The organism is Lentilactobacillus fungorum (assembly GCF_016860605.1).
Lineage (GTDB): Bacteria > Bacillota > Bacilli > Lactobacillales > Lactobacillaceae > Lentilactobacillus > Lentilactobacillus fungorum.
This window is the reverse complement of the sequence record NZ_BNJR01000012.1, coordinates 411,456-428,299: the sequence shown is the minus strand read 5'-3', so window position 1 is coordinate 428,299 and position 16,844 is coordinate 411,456. Positions and strand designations below refer to the sequence as shown.

10 protein-coding genes are annotated in these 16,844 nt (G+C 42.6%); 2 read left to right on the top strand and 8 right to left on the bottom strand.

All coding sequences use genetic code 11. The features are described from left to right. Nucleotides 1-34: 34 nt before the first annotated feature. The 4 genes from YK48G_RS07470 to YK48G_RS07455 all read right to left on the bottom strand — a co-directional run bounded on the left by YK48G_RS07470 (nt 35) and on the right by YK48G_RS07455 (nt 8,357). Nucleotides 35-3,331 carry a DUF5776 domain-containing protein gene (locus YK48G_RS07470; protein ID WP_203630081.1) on the bottom strand — a complete coding sequence of 1,099 codons (3,297 nt, stop codon included), beginning with the start codon at nt 3,329-3,331 and terminating at the stop codon, nt 35-37. Nucleotides 3,332-3,719: 388 nt separating this feature from the next. Beyond that, nucleotides 3,720-4,943: a cation:proton antiporter gene (locus YK48G_RS07465; protein ID WP_203630080.1), complete on the bottom strand. Its 1,224-nt coding sequence runs from the start codon at nt 4,941-4,943 to the stop codon at nt 3,720-3,722. A 564-nt stretch (nt 4,944-5,507) separates the two neighbouring features. Next, nucleotides 5,508-7,277 (bottom strand): phosphatase PAP2 family protein, encoded by a 1,770-nt coding sequence (locus tag YK48G_RS07460; RefSeq protein ID WP_203630079.1) that lies wholly within the window; start codon nt 7,275-7,277, stop codon nt 5,508-5,510. A gap of 435 nt (nt 7,278-7,712) precedes the next feature. Next, nucleotides 7,713-8,357, bottom strand: a complete 645-nt coding sequence (locus YK48G_RS07455) for a helix-turn-helix domain-containing protein (RefSeq protein WP_284692025.1) — start codon at nt 8,355-8,357, stop codon at nt 7,713-7,715. Between the two features lie 580 nt (nt 8,358-8,937). On the opposite strand from YK48G_RS07455, the gene YK48G_RS07450 reads away from it, so the two are divergent. Together YK48G_RS07450 and YK48G_RS07445 are read left to right on the top strand one after the other, a co-directional pair. Then, nucleotides 8,938-9,153, top strand: coding sequence for a hypothetical protein (locus tag YK48G_RS07450; protein WP_203630077.1), 216 nt, complete (start codon nt 8,938-8,940; stop codon nt 9,151-9,153). Nucleotides 9,154-9,285: 132 nt separating this feature from the next. Then, nucleotides 9,286-9,465, top strand: a complete 180-nt coding sequence (locus tag YK48G_RS07445) for a hypothetical protein (RefSeq protein WP_203630076.1) — start codon at nt 9,286-9,288, stop codon at nt 9,463-9,465. 127 nt (nt 9,466-9,592) lie between these two features. Here YK48G_RS07445 and YK48G_RS07440 read toward each other — a convergent pair whose 3' ends face one another. From YK48G_RS07440 to YK48G_RS07425, 4 genes are all read right to left on the bottom strand, one after another. Then, a complete protein-coding gene (locus tag YK48G_RS07440; protein ID WP_203630075.1) occupies nt 9,593-10,921 on the bottom strand; it encodes an MFS transporter in 1,329 nt (442 codons plus the stop codon). A gap of 57 nt (nt 10,922-10,978) precedes the next feature. Continuing rightward, the gene (locus YK48G_RS07435) at nt 10,979-13,705 is read right to left on the bottom strand and encodes a family 78 glycoside hydrolase catalytic domain (RefSeq protein ID WP_203630074.1); all 2,727 of its coding nucleotides are present in this window, start codon (nt 13,703-13,705) and stop codon (nt 10,979-10,981) included. Nucleotides 13,706-13,732: 27 nt separating this feature from the next. Further along, on the bottom strand, nt 13,733-15,244 hold the full coding sequence (locus YK48G_RS07430; protein WP_203630073.1) for an MFS transporter: 1,512 nt from the start codon (nt 15,242-15,244) through the stop codon (nt 13,733-13,735). 393 nt (nt 15,245-15,637) lie between these two features. Beyond that, a complete protein-coding gene (locus YK48G_RS07425; RefSeq protein WP_203630072.1) occupies nt 15,638-16,624 on the bottom strand; it encodes an AraC family transcriptional regulator in 987 nt (328 codons plus the stop codon). Nucleotides 16,625-16,844 lie beyond the last annotated feature (220 nt).

Sequence of the window (16,844 nt, the reverse complement as noted above, 5' to 3'; positions counted from 1 at the left end):
GGTATCAACCTCAGTTGACAAAGAGCCTAAACTTTTAATGATAAACTTTCACAAATTTTGCGTTACCGGTAATGTAGCCGCCAGTCACATGATATCTGAGGGCCCCATGCTTGGTGACACTATTAGCGCGGCTATAATCAAAGTTCTTAACTTTTAGCTTGGTGCCTTTCTTAATATGGGCCTGGTTTTGATGCGTTAAGTTGACCGTCCGATAACGATTAAGGGGCTTCTTCACTTTGATGTACCGAACTTGTCGGTGTTTGCCCATTTTGACAAGTTTGCGGTTACCAGTAATGTAGTTTCCATTACTGAGAACGTAACGAGTGGTTAAATTATGGTGCACAAACTTCGTAACGTGAAGTACCGTCCCTTGCTTGTAGTTCTTAACTTTGCCGGTCAAGTTAACTCGCTTGTAAGCATTCACGCCACGTGGATTAATAACCGTAATTGTTTGATGTCGGCTATGATAGTAGACCGGTCGGACGTATGCCCATTGAGCGGTAATATAGCCCCGCTTACCTTTGTTCTTGGTTAAATGGTTAACATCGCGAACCTTGTAACGCAAATGACCATTCTTAGAGTGTGCATAGCCAGTGACCACAAACATCGGCCGATATACCCGGGGCTTGCTTACATAGCCAGCCTTGCGCTCTTTAACCTTAAAGGTCTGATTTGGATACATATAAATTTTCTTCAAAGCGTAAACGGCCTCACCAATCTTAGCTTTGCCAGCAGGCTCAGCTGGCTGCTGAGTTGCCGTTGTTGAGTTGGTTGTTGAAGAAGGCGTCGTTGGCGTAGGCGTGGGCGCCGGCGTCGGATTTGGACTTGGTGACGGTGTCGGCTGGGGGATTGGAAGCGGGGTTGGCGTCGGTTCTGGGGTTGGGGTTGGTTCTGGAGTTGGCGCTGCGTTTTTGGTGTAGTGATAGTAAACCGTTGTCTGCCCATTAGCACTTGGGAACTTTACACTTACAGGGGTTACGTGACTAAACGTATAACCAGAAACTGCTTTTTGATACTTTGTGGTATCAAAATCAGCCCCAGGGGTCCCTGAAATCAGTTGCGATTTCGCAATTTGGTTGCCTTGATCATCACCAAGAATATACTTGGCAAGAATTGTTGACGTTTCTACTGGCGTGTTCACTAATTTATAGTAATAAGTGACGTCAGGCGTATCGGCCGTGAAGTTACCAGAATGCTTCAAAATATTCCTACTATTAGCCTTATCCAATTCGTACTTGTGGCCGTTATAAACAATCGTCGCCGGTTGATTTTCATTGGAATCTAAAACCGGGCTAAGCGGATCACCGATTTTACCAGTCACCGGGACCGGATCCTTAATTTCATGACCATTTTCATCGACATAGTTAATCTTAACAGTCACGTCAGTCGTTGGCGTGTCCGGAATATAAATCTTCACCATCTTGGAACGCGAACTTCCTGTTTGATTTTGATAAGAATTTTTGGCCGAAGCGTAACCGACATACAATCCCGGCTGGGGATCGCTAAAGCCCGCCTTGTCGATCTCATTCACATTAAAGCTGGCGGCATCAGCGCCGGTCGCAACCTCGGGATTACCATCAGCGTCTAACTTAGGTTCCGGCAAGCCATTTTTATCCTTAGTCGAATCTGCCACGACCTTAGTGAATTGGCCGCCTTGATCAAAGTGGATTTGAATGTCTGAACGCCGTGGCGTACCATCGGGGCTATTAACACCATTAAAATCATAAGCTTCCTTGACAAGGGTGTATTTATTGGGAAGATCACTACCACTGTTATTCGGGTCTGGATGATACCCATACCGTTCCAGTGCTTTGATCGTACTTGGGTCTTGACTATCAGTAAATGGGTTAACGCTACTGTCTGCATTATCAACGGTATTCAAAAAGTAATTAGTGGCCGTTAGTGAATTATCCGCAACGGCTTTTGGGTATAATGCCGAACGGCTCTTTAATTCAACGGCATCGTCATTTACCCAAAAGGCTGGATTAAACATCGTTGCTAACGGGTTGGCGTAGACCATATGAACCCGGTAGGTCATGGTGTTATCGCTAGTGGGATAGTCATTATTAGTTGGCATCTTTAACATCGGGACTAAATCACTGGGAATGGTTGGGCTATTTGGCGCTGGCGTTGCTGTAATTGTACTCATCACATTTGGTGTGGCCGCAGCGCTTTGCGTCTTAACCGCAATCGGAATCGAAAACGAGGTTTCATTTGGATCATCACTATCAGTTAATTTACTGGTATCAATGCTAAAAGTCATCGTTTTATTATTCTGAAAGGTTGCATCAGTTCCCCAACGGGTATCAGCCGTTACTTGCCCATTATCATTTTTATAAACTTGGACTTGATTATTGTTCGCACTCCCCTTATCAAAAGTGCCGTCGTTATTAGTCAATTGAATTGTCCAAGTCAATTTGCTGTAATACTTCTTCAACAGCTGAATACTATTTTGCTCATTATAAGTTCCCCCTGGCAACTCAAACTGATCCCAGGCAACCATCGCTGGTTGGGTATAGTCATACATAAAATTGTTCGAAAACGAAGCCGGACTCTTATAGTACTTCGGATCAAGTTGAGCCAAGTAGGAATAACCATTTTCGTTATAAGGCGTTGGCGTCCCATTCGTCAGGTAATTCGGAAAGTTTAAGCCACCCTTATTCATAAACATGACTTGGCTAAACGACTTCATCGCCCCTGGCTTATTTTGGGGATTATACACTTGAAAGTGATCCTGCGGGTTGGTGTTCAAGTTAGGATTATTAATCCCATCGGAGTAGTTGTACGTATATGTACCTGATCGATAAGCACTCGTGATGGCGTAGGTTTGCTGTTTAGCCTCATTATCTGAATTTGCCTTAATCATCAGCATTACCCGAACTTCAGGATCTTTAAGACTTTCATAGTAGCCGTTTTTATCGGGCTGTTTATTGGCAGTTAAGATAACTTTGGTGGTTCCATCGGCTTCTGTGTCAATTTGTGACGTGAAAATATCACCTGAACTGGCAAGGTTAAGGCTACCAGTGGCGGTCCCAATTGGCGACTCCTTATTGTTAGAGTCTCGGTTTTTAATCGTAAAAATAAACTGGTCACCGTAATGGATCACTTGGTTTTTGCCACTCGTATCAAATTTAAAGTTATATTGAAATGAAAACCCATTCTTATAAACGGTGTTCTTATCCAATGTGGTCGTCGCAGTGGGCGCACTAGTTGCATCCGCCGCAGCTTTGCCAGGGATTAACGACACCATCGACATTAACATCACAATCGTGACAACCAACAAATAGGCAACCCGATGATTCAACATCCGGCTGCAAGACTTCCTCACCATAACCGACTCCTCCTAAACAAGTCACATTTACCGATGGCCAGGCTCAAAATGATCGTTGCTTGGCCATCTGTTTGGTCACAAAACTGGTAGTCCCCCCGAAAACAACTAATTTTGCGAAATTCTTCATATCTAACAACTTGTAAATTATTAGTACATAACCATCTTTATAATATAACTATCTCAGCATTGTCGCAAAATATTTTGATTCCAATAGCGACATTTAAAAAAGGCACCGGTCAATAAAGAAGCGGGTTATTAAATTTTCTTCCCGATGCCAACTCAAAATCTATAAAAATAAGTCCTTATTCAAAACTAAATGGACCAGCCAACCATCCAAACTTGAATGTTCAACCGGTCCACTTGATTTCTATCCTTTGTCTTAGCTATGCTATGACGGCCGATTGTTTTCAGCAACACGCTCTTGAACATCTAAAGATACGTCAGCTGAATCAGTCGCCGGTAAATGCCGAATTGCATGCTTCAATAGGAATGGGGCAATTATCGTTGATAAAATAATGACTAAAATCAAATCTGAATAATAGGTCCCAGATAATAGTCCCGATGAAAACCCAATTTGAGCGGTGATTAACCCCATTTCACCACGAGAAATCATCCCCGAACCAATCATGTAACTGCTGGAAAGCCCAAAGCCATTAAGAAGTGCCCCTAATCCACAACCAAATAATTTACTGATGCAGGCCAGAAATGTTAACACCGCCACAAAAACAATCGAGTTGCCAAGATGCGCCAACGACATATTTAGGCCGATACTAACAAAGAATAACGGCACAAATACCGCATAGCCAATCGGTTCCATATGGTTTTCGATTGTCTCGCGATAAGGGGTGTGCGCAACCGCAATCCCAGCAAAAAATGCCCCGACGGCACCACTCAACCCCACGACATCAGCAGCCCAGGCCATCCCCAAGCAAATGACCATCGACGTAATCGTTACACTCGCAGTCATTAATAGCCGCTCGCCGATTTGCATCAAATAAGGCACAATCCAGCGAACCATTAAATAGGTCCCGCCAAAAAAGGCAACCTGTTCGGCAAAAATCAGTAAAATATTTGTGGAACCGCCGCTAGTTTTGACTCCTTCAGTTCCCATAATACTAATCATAATCGAAAGTAAAATAACCCCAATAATATCATCAGCTACCGCGGCTCCTAAGATTGTTGCGCCTTCTTTGGTATCTAATGAGTGATAATCCCGCAAAACTTCAACGGAAATCGACACCGAAGTTGCGCTAAAGACAACGCCAATAAAGGCCGCCTCCAAGGGAGAAAATGCATAAGCCAACGTCGCCCCGCCAATCATGATCACCGGGAAAATAACCCCAATGATTGCGACAATAACGGCTGGCCGGAGGTACTTTCGCAACAGCTTAAGGTTGCTTTCCAGACCGCCGATAAACATTAAAATAATGACCCCGATTTGCGAAAACAGATTCAACGAAGAATCTAATCGAACCCAATTCAGCATAGCTGGCCCTACAATGATCCCCACAACAATTTGGCCAATAACTGAGGGCACGCCGATCCGATTAGCTAAATGTCCTGATAATGTCGTTAGTATCAATAATAAGCATAGCGCCCCGATAAAATCCATGCGATAACTTCCTTTCATAAAAGTGGATACGACCTATTTTTTTATAGGTCGTATTATCTTCGAGCCGACTCATGGTTTGTTACTTGACGATCCGTTCACCAACTATTTTTCAATTGCCATATAAAAACGTCCCTAGAAATCCACCTGATTTCTAGGGACGCTGATTCGTGTTACCACCCAACTTTACAGTAACCTCACAATTACTGCCTCATCGTGTACGGCTAAACTAACAATACACTGACGTGATAATGGACGTCGCCAACAAATACTCACTAACCCGTTCGCACTTGTCGCTTAGAGGCTACGTTCGTTGCCTAGCCATGAACCATTCACACCAAACCGATTCTCGCTGAAAAGGCCTGAACAACTACTCTCCTCGTCTTAGCAAATTCTCATATTCTTTGATTGGGTTAATGGTATTACGTTTGCCGTTAGGTGTCAATTGTTCGCTGATCGTTTTCAATTTAGCAAACCGGAAACTGACTGTTTTAAATGAAGCCCCTGGCATCATTTCATAGGATCAGACCGGATTCAAACGAGGCAAAAAGAACTTTGCATTGCTTATTATGACTTCACTACCCGAACACTCTGCTGACTATAATCTAAATGCCAGCCCTTTGGCAGTCCCTTAACGTGGGTGAACTTGCCAGCATGTTTCTTGAATGACAAGAGCTTGGTACCAGATTTGAGGCCTTTAGTTGAACTAATCACTAAGTTCCCGTTTAACTTTGCGTTACCGGAAACGGAAACTTGATCGTTACCCGCCAAACTCAAAGATCCTTGCTTAGTTTGCGTGTAGTTGCCTTTAATCTGAACGGTTCTTGTATCCAATTTAACGGAACCATCAGTTAAAGTTAGATCCCCATTTCCAAAGGCAGCGTTATTCTGAGCAACCAATGAACCACCCTTAACCGTTGTGCCACCATTATACGAATTCTTACCAAGCAGGGTAAGCGAACCGCTGCCATCCTTGGTTAGGCCGCCCTTGCCAGAAATATTGTTTTTCCAAGTATCGTTGGCATTAAAGCCGCCCTTTGCCGCATCCATATTAACCGTGGTGTTGGTGAGGAATTCACCGAAACCATTAGCCGCTTTAAACAGGTTCAAACGCCCCCAGCCCTCGGTATCGTCGCCCATTGGGTAACCGGACGATAAGCCGGTCGTCTCAAGCACTTCTCGGCGCTGAATATCTGAAAGGTATGGCAAGCGCGTCTTCAATAAAACTTCGGCGCCTTTTGGCACAACCATTGCTTTAGTGGTGTCCCCGATTGGCGCAAAGCCGTATGTTAGCCGATAAGTATAATCGGTTAAGTTCTTTTGATAGTCACTGAAAGAATCTTGGGCACTGGCATCTTTTTGACTTGGCAAATCCGCCTGCGCATCTTTGTACGCCTGATCTGCCAATTGTTTGTTGTTTGGATCATTTAAGGTTGCTGCGGTCATTGCCGTTCCGATCACCCGACCACCCATGACCGCCAGTGGTGAATGCCGACCAGCAAGCACCCGGTCATAACCAACTTCTGAAGAACGGGTAATCAACTGTTGGTAACGTTGTGGAAATACGTAGGCGAGCGTTTCGCCAGTTTCAAAGGCGGCCGTTGTGTGGCCGCTTGGAAAGTCATAGTCATCTTGCTTAGCGGCTGCCATAACGTTTGCCAAATATGGATTTACTTTCACTTGGCTGCTTTGGCGATAAGGCCGGGTAAATTGAATATAGGCTTTGGGCGTTCCAGTTCCCGACCAATCAGACGCTTCGGCAGTATCAACCAGCTTGACAACTGATCCCAGTTTTGAATTCTCATCAGCCCACTTCATGGAACTATAAGGCGAATTGCCAGGCAATGGCGCGTCTGGAATCGAGTTAAAATCAGTTTGCGCATCCGCGTCCTTGATGAATGCGTTGGCATAAGGGCCAAAACCGCTAATTAAGTTATATCGTAAGTCTCTTCGATCGGTCAGATAGGATCGATCAACTTCGGCTTGGGACGCGCCGTTAGTAATCTGGATTGATTTATCCAAGTTTTCCTTCAGCAAGCTCGCATTTTTAGCTGTTTTGGTTGTTGGGTCCCAATAGCTCAAAAACGTGTTGTTAAATAATGCAATTGCCGGATTGGTTTCCGGCGTATTGTTGGTTTTGACGTTTTGCTGGTACTGATCAACAAAGTAACCATAAGAAGCAGCTTGTGGCGCTAGGGTCTTTGCAAGGCTTGAATCATCATTCGCACTACTAGCCTGCGAATTGGTCTCAGCACCAAACAAAGCCGCTCCCGACAACGTAAAGACAAAGGCACTCTTAATGACTGTTTTTAAAACCGAATTCCGTTTAGCTGGCATAACTAAACCTCCCAATATAATAACTAATAAATGCTTATCAGAACGGCAATAATGAACAATACGGCCAACGCAAGCGCCCAACCCAACTTGGGCGTATGCTTGATTTCATTAATCATAGTTGACATCAGTTTCACCATCTTTCAAGTAGTCGCCGATAACCATTCTTGAATCATCTTTAGAGTACCTGATGCTTGTAAATTATTGGTGTATTAGTTGTAAAAAGTGGGTAAATTGTGGGGGGGCGGAAACTGAAAACTGGCAAGTTTTCAGTTTGGATATAGGCTCATCTACCTGATGCTTTCACTTGAATTTAATTATTAATTCATGTCTTAAATTCTCAGCTTGAGATTTATCCTGATCTACTCTAACATGTTTTCTAGTTGATATGCTTTATTCAAAGATTAAAAAATTTCTGTTCATAGAAGCCAACTCTACTTATTTTTTAAAGTCACTTCCATTAGAAACAAGAAAAGGATTAAGAAAAATGACGCCAACCCAACTAACCGCCATAAACAGATCAATTAAGACCTTTCCAATAATAATTCCCAATGCAGTTGAAAGGTCACTATTAGAAAAAGCCATTAAGAATACCCGGTTAAAATAATTAAGCAAGATATTAATAGAAAACCCTATTATTAGTACGCCAACTAATTTACCTAGGAGCCATTTTCGTTTGAACTTTGACCAGTTTCCATAAAGTGTCAACAATATACAAATATTAACAATTAACAGGAATGACATGATGGATGAATGAAACCCCCTAATATAAAAAGTATGCAGGTATGATACGATAAGTAGCAAAATATTGATCACATACGAGGCCCTAACAACTTTGCTGTAACGCTTGTTTTGACGATCTTGGTCTTCATAATACGAAAGCATGCGATCATCCCGGATCAAATCATCAGTTGCCACATCAAACAGGTCGCTAAGCAAAACAATCATGTTAATGTCAGGATAGCTTCTACCATTTTCCCAACCAGAAACAGTTTTTCTGGACACATGTAACTTATCAGCCACATCTTGTTGTGTCATGTTTTTATTTTTTCGACATTGCTTTAGCTTATCCGAAATAACCACTTTCCTCACCCCATTTACATATGAACAACGTTACTTCAAAATTTAAACCAGCTTAAATCAAAGAAGGTTAATTACTTATGAAAGAAAAATCATTTACTCGTTTTCAAAAATACTCATTAATTATAGGATACATACTTATCTTACTAAGTATGGTCATCAGCAACCCTTTTTTATCAATGACCATTAATATCGTCGTAACTGTTTGGCTATTACTAATTATCTTCACACCTCAGCAGCGAGAGAATAAAAGTCGCTTTAAAATCTTTGTTTTTCCATTAGTCGCTTATTCCGGGGTTCAAGTGGCTAGCTTCTCAGCTTCCCACGAGACAATCTATGATCTATTCGCAAACCTATTCCTCTTATTGTTTCTATGTTGGGCTGCTTTCTTGATTTATCTTTATCAAAAGAGTCGCTAAGCGTCGTCTCACCTAATCCAGGTTCGCTAACTTGATTTCCGATTTGCAATTGATTTTATATGTCTTAAACACTCAGCCCGCAATCTACTTGTATTATAGGCAATGTACTGCAATGATGATAACAGAAAGCTTAATAGTCCATTTCATCTTGAAAGGAGCTGTCTATGATGACTCTTATCATTGAACATCCTATTTGGACGATTCTTGTTATTGTAATAATCGCTGGTTTTTCGATTCTTTCTTCATTATATTGTAAAGCTTGGCGAGTCTTTCCTTGGAATGACGGTAACCAACCATCGTTCTGGAAAGTCGTCATGATTCAATTTGTGATTGCTGCGATTGGTGTCACTATTATTGTTTCACAATTATTTAACTCATAGAACTTTTCTGCAAATTACTGGCTTATAGATAAACGCTTCTATATAAAAGATACACTAAGATAGTCAAAAGTTGCCTAGGCGGCGTTTTCTGAACGTCTGCGTCACTTGTTCTTACTTCGGGAGGCCCGATTCATGAAAGTCGCATATAACTCACATTTCTATAAAAGCTTCTACTTTTGGTTTGGCATCTTCTGCTTCGCTATCACCGCTTGGCTTAACACTAAATATTCGCTGGGTAATTTAAACCTGGCCACTTCGATTATTTTTTCTGGGCTTTTAGTATTTATCGGCATGTTCATGGATCGCCAATAAAACTGCTAAGCCTCACTCAAAAATGACCAACCATTTTGCTCCAAAATAAAAGCACCGATTACCTCTAAAAACTGGTATGAACCCAGCTCTTGACAGTAATCAGCGCCTTTTTTTCCATTCTAGTAACCTAGTTGCTTGATGATGTCGTTGCATTCCCAGCAGCCTTGGCAGCTGCTGCCTTACTTGCTTCATCACCATTAATCATATTGTACTTCTTTTCATAATGAATCATGGCAAAACCAGCTAAGCCAAAGATTGCAACGATGCCGACGAAGCCCCACATCGTAACTTTAATCGTGCTTGGTAAAACAAGCAGTGGGGTAAACATGGCTAAGACCCCGCAAAGGAAACGAGAAACCCCATTAATAAAGCCTTGAATACTTGCTCGAATCTCATCGGGGAACGATTCTTGAGTCCAAACCTTGTAGATGGCCTCACCAGACAGCATACTGCCAACACCCCAAATCAGCATAAACGCAACGATCAAAGCAATCGAAGTGGCTCCAAAGACTGCCAAGCCACCCATGGCAATCAAGGCAAAGATCACGCCAAGGGTGAACCAAGTGTTTCGCTTGGCAGAACCAGCGATCGTGACGTAAAAGCCAAGGATAAACAAAGCGGCAATGTGCAATCCCAGTCCAATTCCAGTTGATAGCGTTTGTGAGGCGCCAGCCTTAACAAACATGAACGTGGTGAACTGGCCAAACGTATTTGCCACGAAATTCCAGAAGATGTAGTAGATCGCAATGGCAGCAAACAACCGAATGTAAATCTTACTTCGGGAGCTCTTGAACAAGACTTGAATAACGGAAGCCTTTTTGGCTGGATTTTCATCCAGCTCAGCTTCCTTGGCCGCTAATCGCTCAGCAGCTTCCTTGTGCAAAACGCGAATCCCCTTGGTGAAAGTTCGCCAAACCCAGAGAACTAAGGCGACGACGGCAAAGAACCCAAAGACAATTCGACCACCAGTGACGCTCATCGTTGAAACAACAAAGGCGGCTCCAGTTGAAACAAACTGACCAACTTGCCAGAAAATCTGGGTTGAGGCAACCATTTCAGAAGCCAGCTTTTGATTTGGCGCATCCCTAGAAATCACCGTTAACGATACCGGTAAATCAGTCCCGGAAGCCACACCACAAATCACGACCCCTGCCAACAACATCAAATAGCCGTTTGAAAAGACACAGATCCCAGCACCAATTGCGTATAAAAAGTTAACCCAATCAAAAATAGCAACGATCCCAACTTTATCGGCAAACCGACTACCAAAGATCGACCCAAAGGCAATCGCAAACGTCAATGCGCCAGAGATAACCCCTACTTGGCCGTTCGTTAGATTTAGTCCCATCTGCCAAACGGTAATCGTACTTGCTAAACCAACGATAATGCCAGAACCAAGCATTGATCCCAGGCCAGCCGAGACACTCAGGTTCCAATATTTTCCTAAATTTTTCATAATCCCGATCTCCTTATTATCCACTTCTGGACAAATTAATGAATAAGTGAACGAACGTTATTTGCTTCGGTATAAAATTTGATAGTTTCCAGATCCCAACCCCAGTTGGTGATGATCTGGCGGCATCCCCTCCAAATCTGTGCCATCACGATTTCTAACACTCAATAACTGACTGTCAGCAGGTAAAATCACGGTTGCCCTTGTATTCATCGGCACATTAACCTTTACGACCCGTTGTTCACCGGCAACGTCAAAGGAAGCTTTGATAATGCCTCTGGCAGAAGGAGTTTCAACCTTCAAGTGCCGCAACTTCCCCGGTCGAATTTTAACGGTAAAGCTTGCAAATCCAGGCTGGGTTGGATTGATGCCCATGATGCCTTGAACGATGGTTAATCCAGGCGTTGCCCCCCATGGATGAGACATGGTCATATTGGGCTTATAGTGATTACTCCAAGCTTCTGGGGCAATCGTTGCTTTTAGCGTGTTTAAAATAGCGGCAAACGTCTTTTGATCTTGACGGTCATCTGGATTAATCAGCAGCTTAACAGCCTCATCGGCGTGACCACTATTGATGAGACCTTTTAACATGAAGTAAATAAAGTAGATACTGCCAACAAAACGACCATCGTTGGCGACAAACTGGCTCATGTGATCAGCCATCTGCTGATTGGTATAGACGCCGTAACACAATGCATAGGCGGTCGCGTGGTGAGACGTATGTTGGTTCACCGACAAATCTGCGTTGAGAGAATCATAGAAACGACCAGTGGCTGGATTGTACAGCCGCGCAATTAATTCCTTTTTAATCCGAGCGGCCCGCCTGCGATAATGGTCCGCGTCACTTGGGTGGCCACAGACGTCAGCGATTTTGCTCATTGTGAGATAAGCCCCATAAAAAATTGCGTTAAATGGGGTATTGTATTGCCCCTCCACAAAACCATCCCGTTCTGGGATCGGCCAATCAATCAGGCCATCATTAGTCACCAAGCCAACTTGTTCGTCAAAATTATCGACGCCCTTCGTGTTACGCAGCGACCCTTTAAAGTCTTGTGAAGCACCATCGAAACTCTCATCACTTTTACCGCGGTTCAATTTATAAGTGAGATCGGTGTATCGTTTCTTCAAAAATTCATCGTTACCGGTATATAAGTAGTCCTGCCAAGCCATTTCAATACTGTACAACTTATAATCTTCCGGCCAAGTTGGGTTATCAATGAGGTAGTCCAGGCTGTGCCGGTTCAATGAGTACTTGGACGACACGACAAAGCTGGTGTTGCCGTTAACCAGTAGGTCCCCTTCATAAGGCCGCCGCTCCCTAGCTTGGGAATCCACGTAAACGTCTTGGTTCGTGGCTTTAATCGTATACTTAGACATCTCGTATTCACGGTTTAGTAATGCGTTATCACTCTCAAAACTGGATTCTTGCGACTCAAAGGGCTGTTCAATCGCCCAGCCAAAGATGTCGTTTCGATGGAGTTCTCCTTGAAAGCCCAATAACTCAATATACCGAAAGTTCTTGACCTGCAGAGTTGTGAACTTATTTTGGCCCTTTATAAATGTCCAGTTTTCAACATAGTCCGGACCTGCTGCCAAGTGATGCCGAACGTGGCCGTCTTCTTGCAGTTGTTCTCCCATTAAAACGGTGGTGCGTTGATTAATGGGACTCTTGAGATTGACTTTTAAACTGCCAACGATCTCTTTTCCCAAGTCAATTAAGTAATCCTGATCCCCTAATTTGATCACCTTTTTTTGCGGCTCATCGACCTCAAAACGCCGAGTGTTTTCACTCCGGTACGGTATCAAAACTTCCTGTTCGGTAATCATTTCCTTAGGGTTCAGCCAAGCAGTGTCCCAAAGATCATCGTTATAAGCTATCTCTGACCAGCCTTGGGGGTAATACCGCATATCAACATTTTCGGCAATCATCCCAAAGTACAGGCTGCGAATTTTAGTACCATAATCGCCAAATGCGGTACTGCCATCAAGTACTTTCCAATCCTGATTCGTCGTGATGAGTTGTTTTTTGGTCCCGTCGTTTAGGTAAACTTCTAATCGGCACCAAAAAGCTTTCCGATCAGATTTAGCAGTTGCCAAAGCGGCAATCACGTTTTCACCATCGATCAAGTTTTCGGTAACGTCGTATTTACTGTAATAGATGCCAATCTGATCCGAACCATTGTAGTGAACCTGCCGATGGGGCGAACCGACGCCGACATTGGTACCGTTCACCAACAAATCAAATCCTTGAATAAACAGTGGTTCGTTACCCCTTGAAAAGGCGGTCATGACAGCCGTGTCTACATCAACTAAATTCAAATGAAAGCGGGGGCTGCGGAAAAAAGCAACGTTCCCTAATTTAGGCAACTCATTATCGACCTTCGGTGTTTGTTGCGCCCAGATGCCTAAAATCGGGGTTGCCATTGGGCGATCTGCGCAAATAAACTTTTCCGGCTGTGAAAAATCACTCACGTTACCGAAATTATCCTTAATCCGGACTTGCCAGTAGTACAGTTCGCCAGGCAGCAATTGCTGATCTAAGCTTGGAATTTTAACGCCGGTATTTTGATCTGAAGTGATCCAACCACTATCAAAAACATATTCTTGGTTAGCCAGTTGATGAAGTCGCTTGGCAATCACAATTTGATAAGCCGTTTGTTCACTATTGACAATGTTGCTGTGATCCCACCAGCTAAACCGGGGTGTTTGGGTGACGTTATAAGCAAATGCCAATAAATTCACGTTTAAATGAGTGGGTATTAATAAAGTTTTGTTACGATCCGTCATTCGTGTTGTCCTCTCTTTTAATCAAAATTAATCATCCGGCCAGACCTTGTCATATGAAACACCGGTCAACTCTTTAACCGTCTTGGCCACTTTAGGGTCAACATCCTTCTTACTGCCACCCTTTCGCAGCCGCAGAATTTCTTGTAGTACGATTTGGTGGGTTTGCTTGTTCAGTTTAAAGGTTAGCGCTTCTAGTAATGCCAATAAAATAAGGCCGCCAGTTCCAAATAGTAAGATTGCCGCAATCGCATGTTGTGCCTGCAATGACTGGGTCGCCGCATTTTTGGCAAAACCGTTATTATCCAAGATAAAACCAACTGCAATTGTTGCCACGGCAACCGTTGACTTCCGGGTGAAGCTCATCACTGCCGCAAAGATGCCTGCGCGCCGACGCTTCGTGACAATTTCATCAAGATCTGGGATAAATGGAAAGACATTCCATGGGGTAAATTCCAACGTTGCACGACCAATCTGGTAGAACAGTGAAATAAAGAACAGGATCAAGATGACGTGGTTGGTCACGTGCAGCTGAAAGACTAGGTAATAACAAATTAGCATCAGCAACATCAACCCGTAGCCCACTTCATACAGAAACTTTGGCCCATACTTTACCATGCCAAAGCCAGCGACAATTGTGACCACCAACCCAATCAACGAAAGTGACAGCAAATTGGCAGCCACCGTTGCCGATAACCCTAAACAATAAATACAGAAGTAGGCAAAAACCGTGTTAAACGTATCTTTACCAGTAAATGAGAACAAATAAATCAATAGGTGCTTTCTAAAGCTTTTAATCTTAAGCGTTGACCCATAATCACATAGAAGTCCCCAGAATCGTTTGAATAGTGGGCCTTGATTAACCGAATCCTTTTCCAATTCAGCGCGCATCTCTTTGGTCACCGGTTTTTCCCAGGTAACTGAGTAACAAACATAAACGCCAATCGCAAAAATAATCGCAAACAATGTCCCATTAACTAAGAACGGAATTGGACTGTGCTGTCCCATAATGGCAAATAATTGTCCAGGAATAAACGTTGCTAGAAACGTCGCGCCAGCGGAGATAAACATTCTGGCTGATGATAACTTGGTTCGCTGGTTATAGTCGTCAGTCATTTCGTTTGGCAACGTTTCATAAGGAATCATCATCGCACTAGAAATCACTTCAAAAATCATATAGGTTGCGAAATAATACCAGTAGTTCATCCCCGCGATCCATAACGTAATGTACAGTAACATCAGCGGTGAACCGATTAGTAAGAAGAAGTGACGGCGACCAAATCGTTGTCCCAGCTTCGTTTTATAAAAATTATCGGTTAGGCTGCCCATCAATAAACTACAAATGGCATCGGCAACTCGGGCAGCGCCAATGATTGAAGCACCTTGAACCGCGGTCAAATTACAATATGACGTGTAGAAGAAAAGCATCCACGCACCAATAATGGTCATTGAACCGCCACCCACAAAATCAACAATGCCATATCCAATTCCCCGCCAAACGGTAATTTTCCGTGGCGTATAAACCTTGTTTTGCTTTAACATTCCTCACAATCTCCTATCGTGTCTTCGATGAAAACAAAAAGGCTGACCTCCTACCTATATTTTTGTTTAACGCGTCAAACTGATATATCAACACTCATAAGATTATCTTGTGAAGTCAAGTTGGGCAATGAAGCGTTTTCAAAGAAATTGGTTGATAATGCTGATAGTCCTTGGTATGATTGCTGCTATCGCACTTTTAGACTATTTTCGACGCAGCGTATAATATGTAGATTTGATACATTCAGTCAGTGAAATAAGATACGATTGCACAATCTTTAGCACAAAAAATGGCATCATTAAAAAAAGCCATCAATCAAGATGACATTTACTAAAATATTGATAAAGTAGCTAGTAAAAACAGTAATAATCTGCTGTTGCTCGTTCTTTGACAAGTCACTGATTCTTTTTCTTTCGATCGGATCCCGGGGCAACGTTGTAATAACTAATATACTTCCTATAGAAAAATGTCCGGTTGTTAATACCAACTTCTTTACTAATTTTTGAAATCGGCAAAGTGGTCGACGTGATTAAAATGTTGGCATTAATCAGTCGTTGTTTGGTTAACACATTGGAAAATGTATCGCCCACTTCTTTTTTAAACAAATTACTGAGGTAGTTGCGATTATAGCCGTATTTAGCTGCTAATTTTTCAAGTGAGACATCGCGATAATTATCGTTAATCTCCTTCAACATTTGAACAGCTAATTCTTGCTGCTTCGACATTTCCTTGTGGATATCCACTTTATAATTACGAACAAGTTGGGCAATTAAAATGGAGAGATAGGCACTAATAACCGTGTCCGCAAAGTCTCGTTGGAGATAATATTCTTCAATGATGCGATCCAGGGTTTCTTGAACTTCGCTTTCATCTTCATGGCCAAACAGTAAATAACGAATCTCACTACGATCACCAATTCGCCGATTTAACAAGAATTCATACAAGACACTTTTACTACTTCGGAGGTCACTTAAAAGATCGAGATTAATTTCTCTGTCTCGAAATAAGATATTAATCAATAAATCATTGGTTCCTAAATAGCTCACAGAGTGCTTACAGCCAACGTCTAAAAGCAAGACATCGCCCTGTTCCAAGTGAACCGGCTGGCTATCAACTACTTCGTCACATGATCCGCGAAGCATGTAATTGATTTCTAAGAATGTATGGGAGTGCGTTGGATAGGGCGCATAGCGATTATGTTTACTCACGTAGATGCTTTTATTTTTAAACAAAACGTCACTAATAATCGGCGTCTTTTCTTCCCGCGACAGCTTGGTATCATAGACGTCCAACGGCATATCGTTGTGAAATTCTAAACTTTTGAGCTGTTCTTTTTCCAATTTGGTTGGCTTCATCAAAGTATTTAATATTGTATCAAGCATAATTGTTCTCCCCATCTGAATAATCGTTATCATAGGATAACGCATTCAAGGAGAATAACCTATACTAATTTAGTCGCTACCAATTGGCATTCTAGTGGGTTTGGAAGCGTATTCTAAAATATGTAACATATGTACATATTAATAATTAGGATTAATTGGTAAATTATAGCGGATATATGCACTATTAACTTTATCTTTTTAATGCGAATTGTATCATTTA

Excerpts from the sequence above, each read along its gene's own strand:
- YK48G_RS07425 (WP_203630072.1), bottom strand. The coding sequence starts at position 16,624 with ATGCTTGATACAATATTAAATACTTTGATGAAGCCAACCAAATTGGAA.
- YK48G_RS07435 (WP_203630074.1), bottom strand. The coding sequence starts at position 13,705 with ATGACGGATCGTAACAAAACTTTATTAATACCCACTCATTTAAACGTG.
- YK48G_RS07465 (WP_203630080.1), bottom strand. The coding sequence starts at position 4,943 with ATGGATTTTATCGGGGCGCTATGCTTATTATTGATACTAACGACATTA.
- YK48G_RS07440 (WP_203630075.1), bottom strand. The coding sequence starts at position 10,921 with ATGAAAAATTTAGGAAAATATTGGAACCTGAGTGTCTCGGCTGGCCTG.
- YK48G_RS07470 (WP_203630081.1), bottom strand. The coding sequence starts at position 3,331 with ATGGTGAGGAAGTCTTGCAGCCGGATGTTGAATCATCGGGTTGCCTAT.
- YK48G_RS07445 (WP_203630076.1), top strand. The coding sequence starts at position 9,286 with ATGAAAGTCGCATATAACTCACATTTCTATAAAAGCTTCTACTTTTGG.
- YK48G_RS07460 (WP_203630079.1), bottom strand. The coding sequence starts at position 7,277 with ATGCCAGCTAAACGGAATTCGGTTTTAAAAACAGTCATTAAGAGTGCC.
- YK48G_RS07450 (WP_203630077.1), top strand. The coding sequence starts at position 8,938 with ATGATGACTCTTATCATTGAACATCCTATTTGGACGATTCTTGTTATT.
- YK48G_RS07430 (WP_203630073.1), bottom strand. The coding sequence starts at position 15,244 with ATGTTAAAGCAAAACAAGGTTTATACGCCACGGAAAATTACCGTTTGG.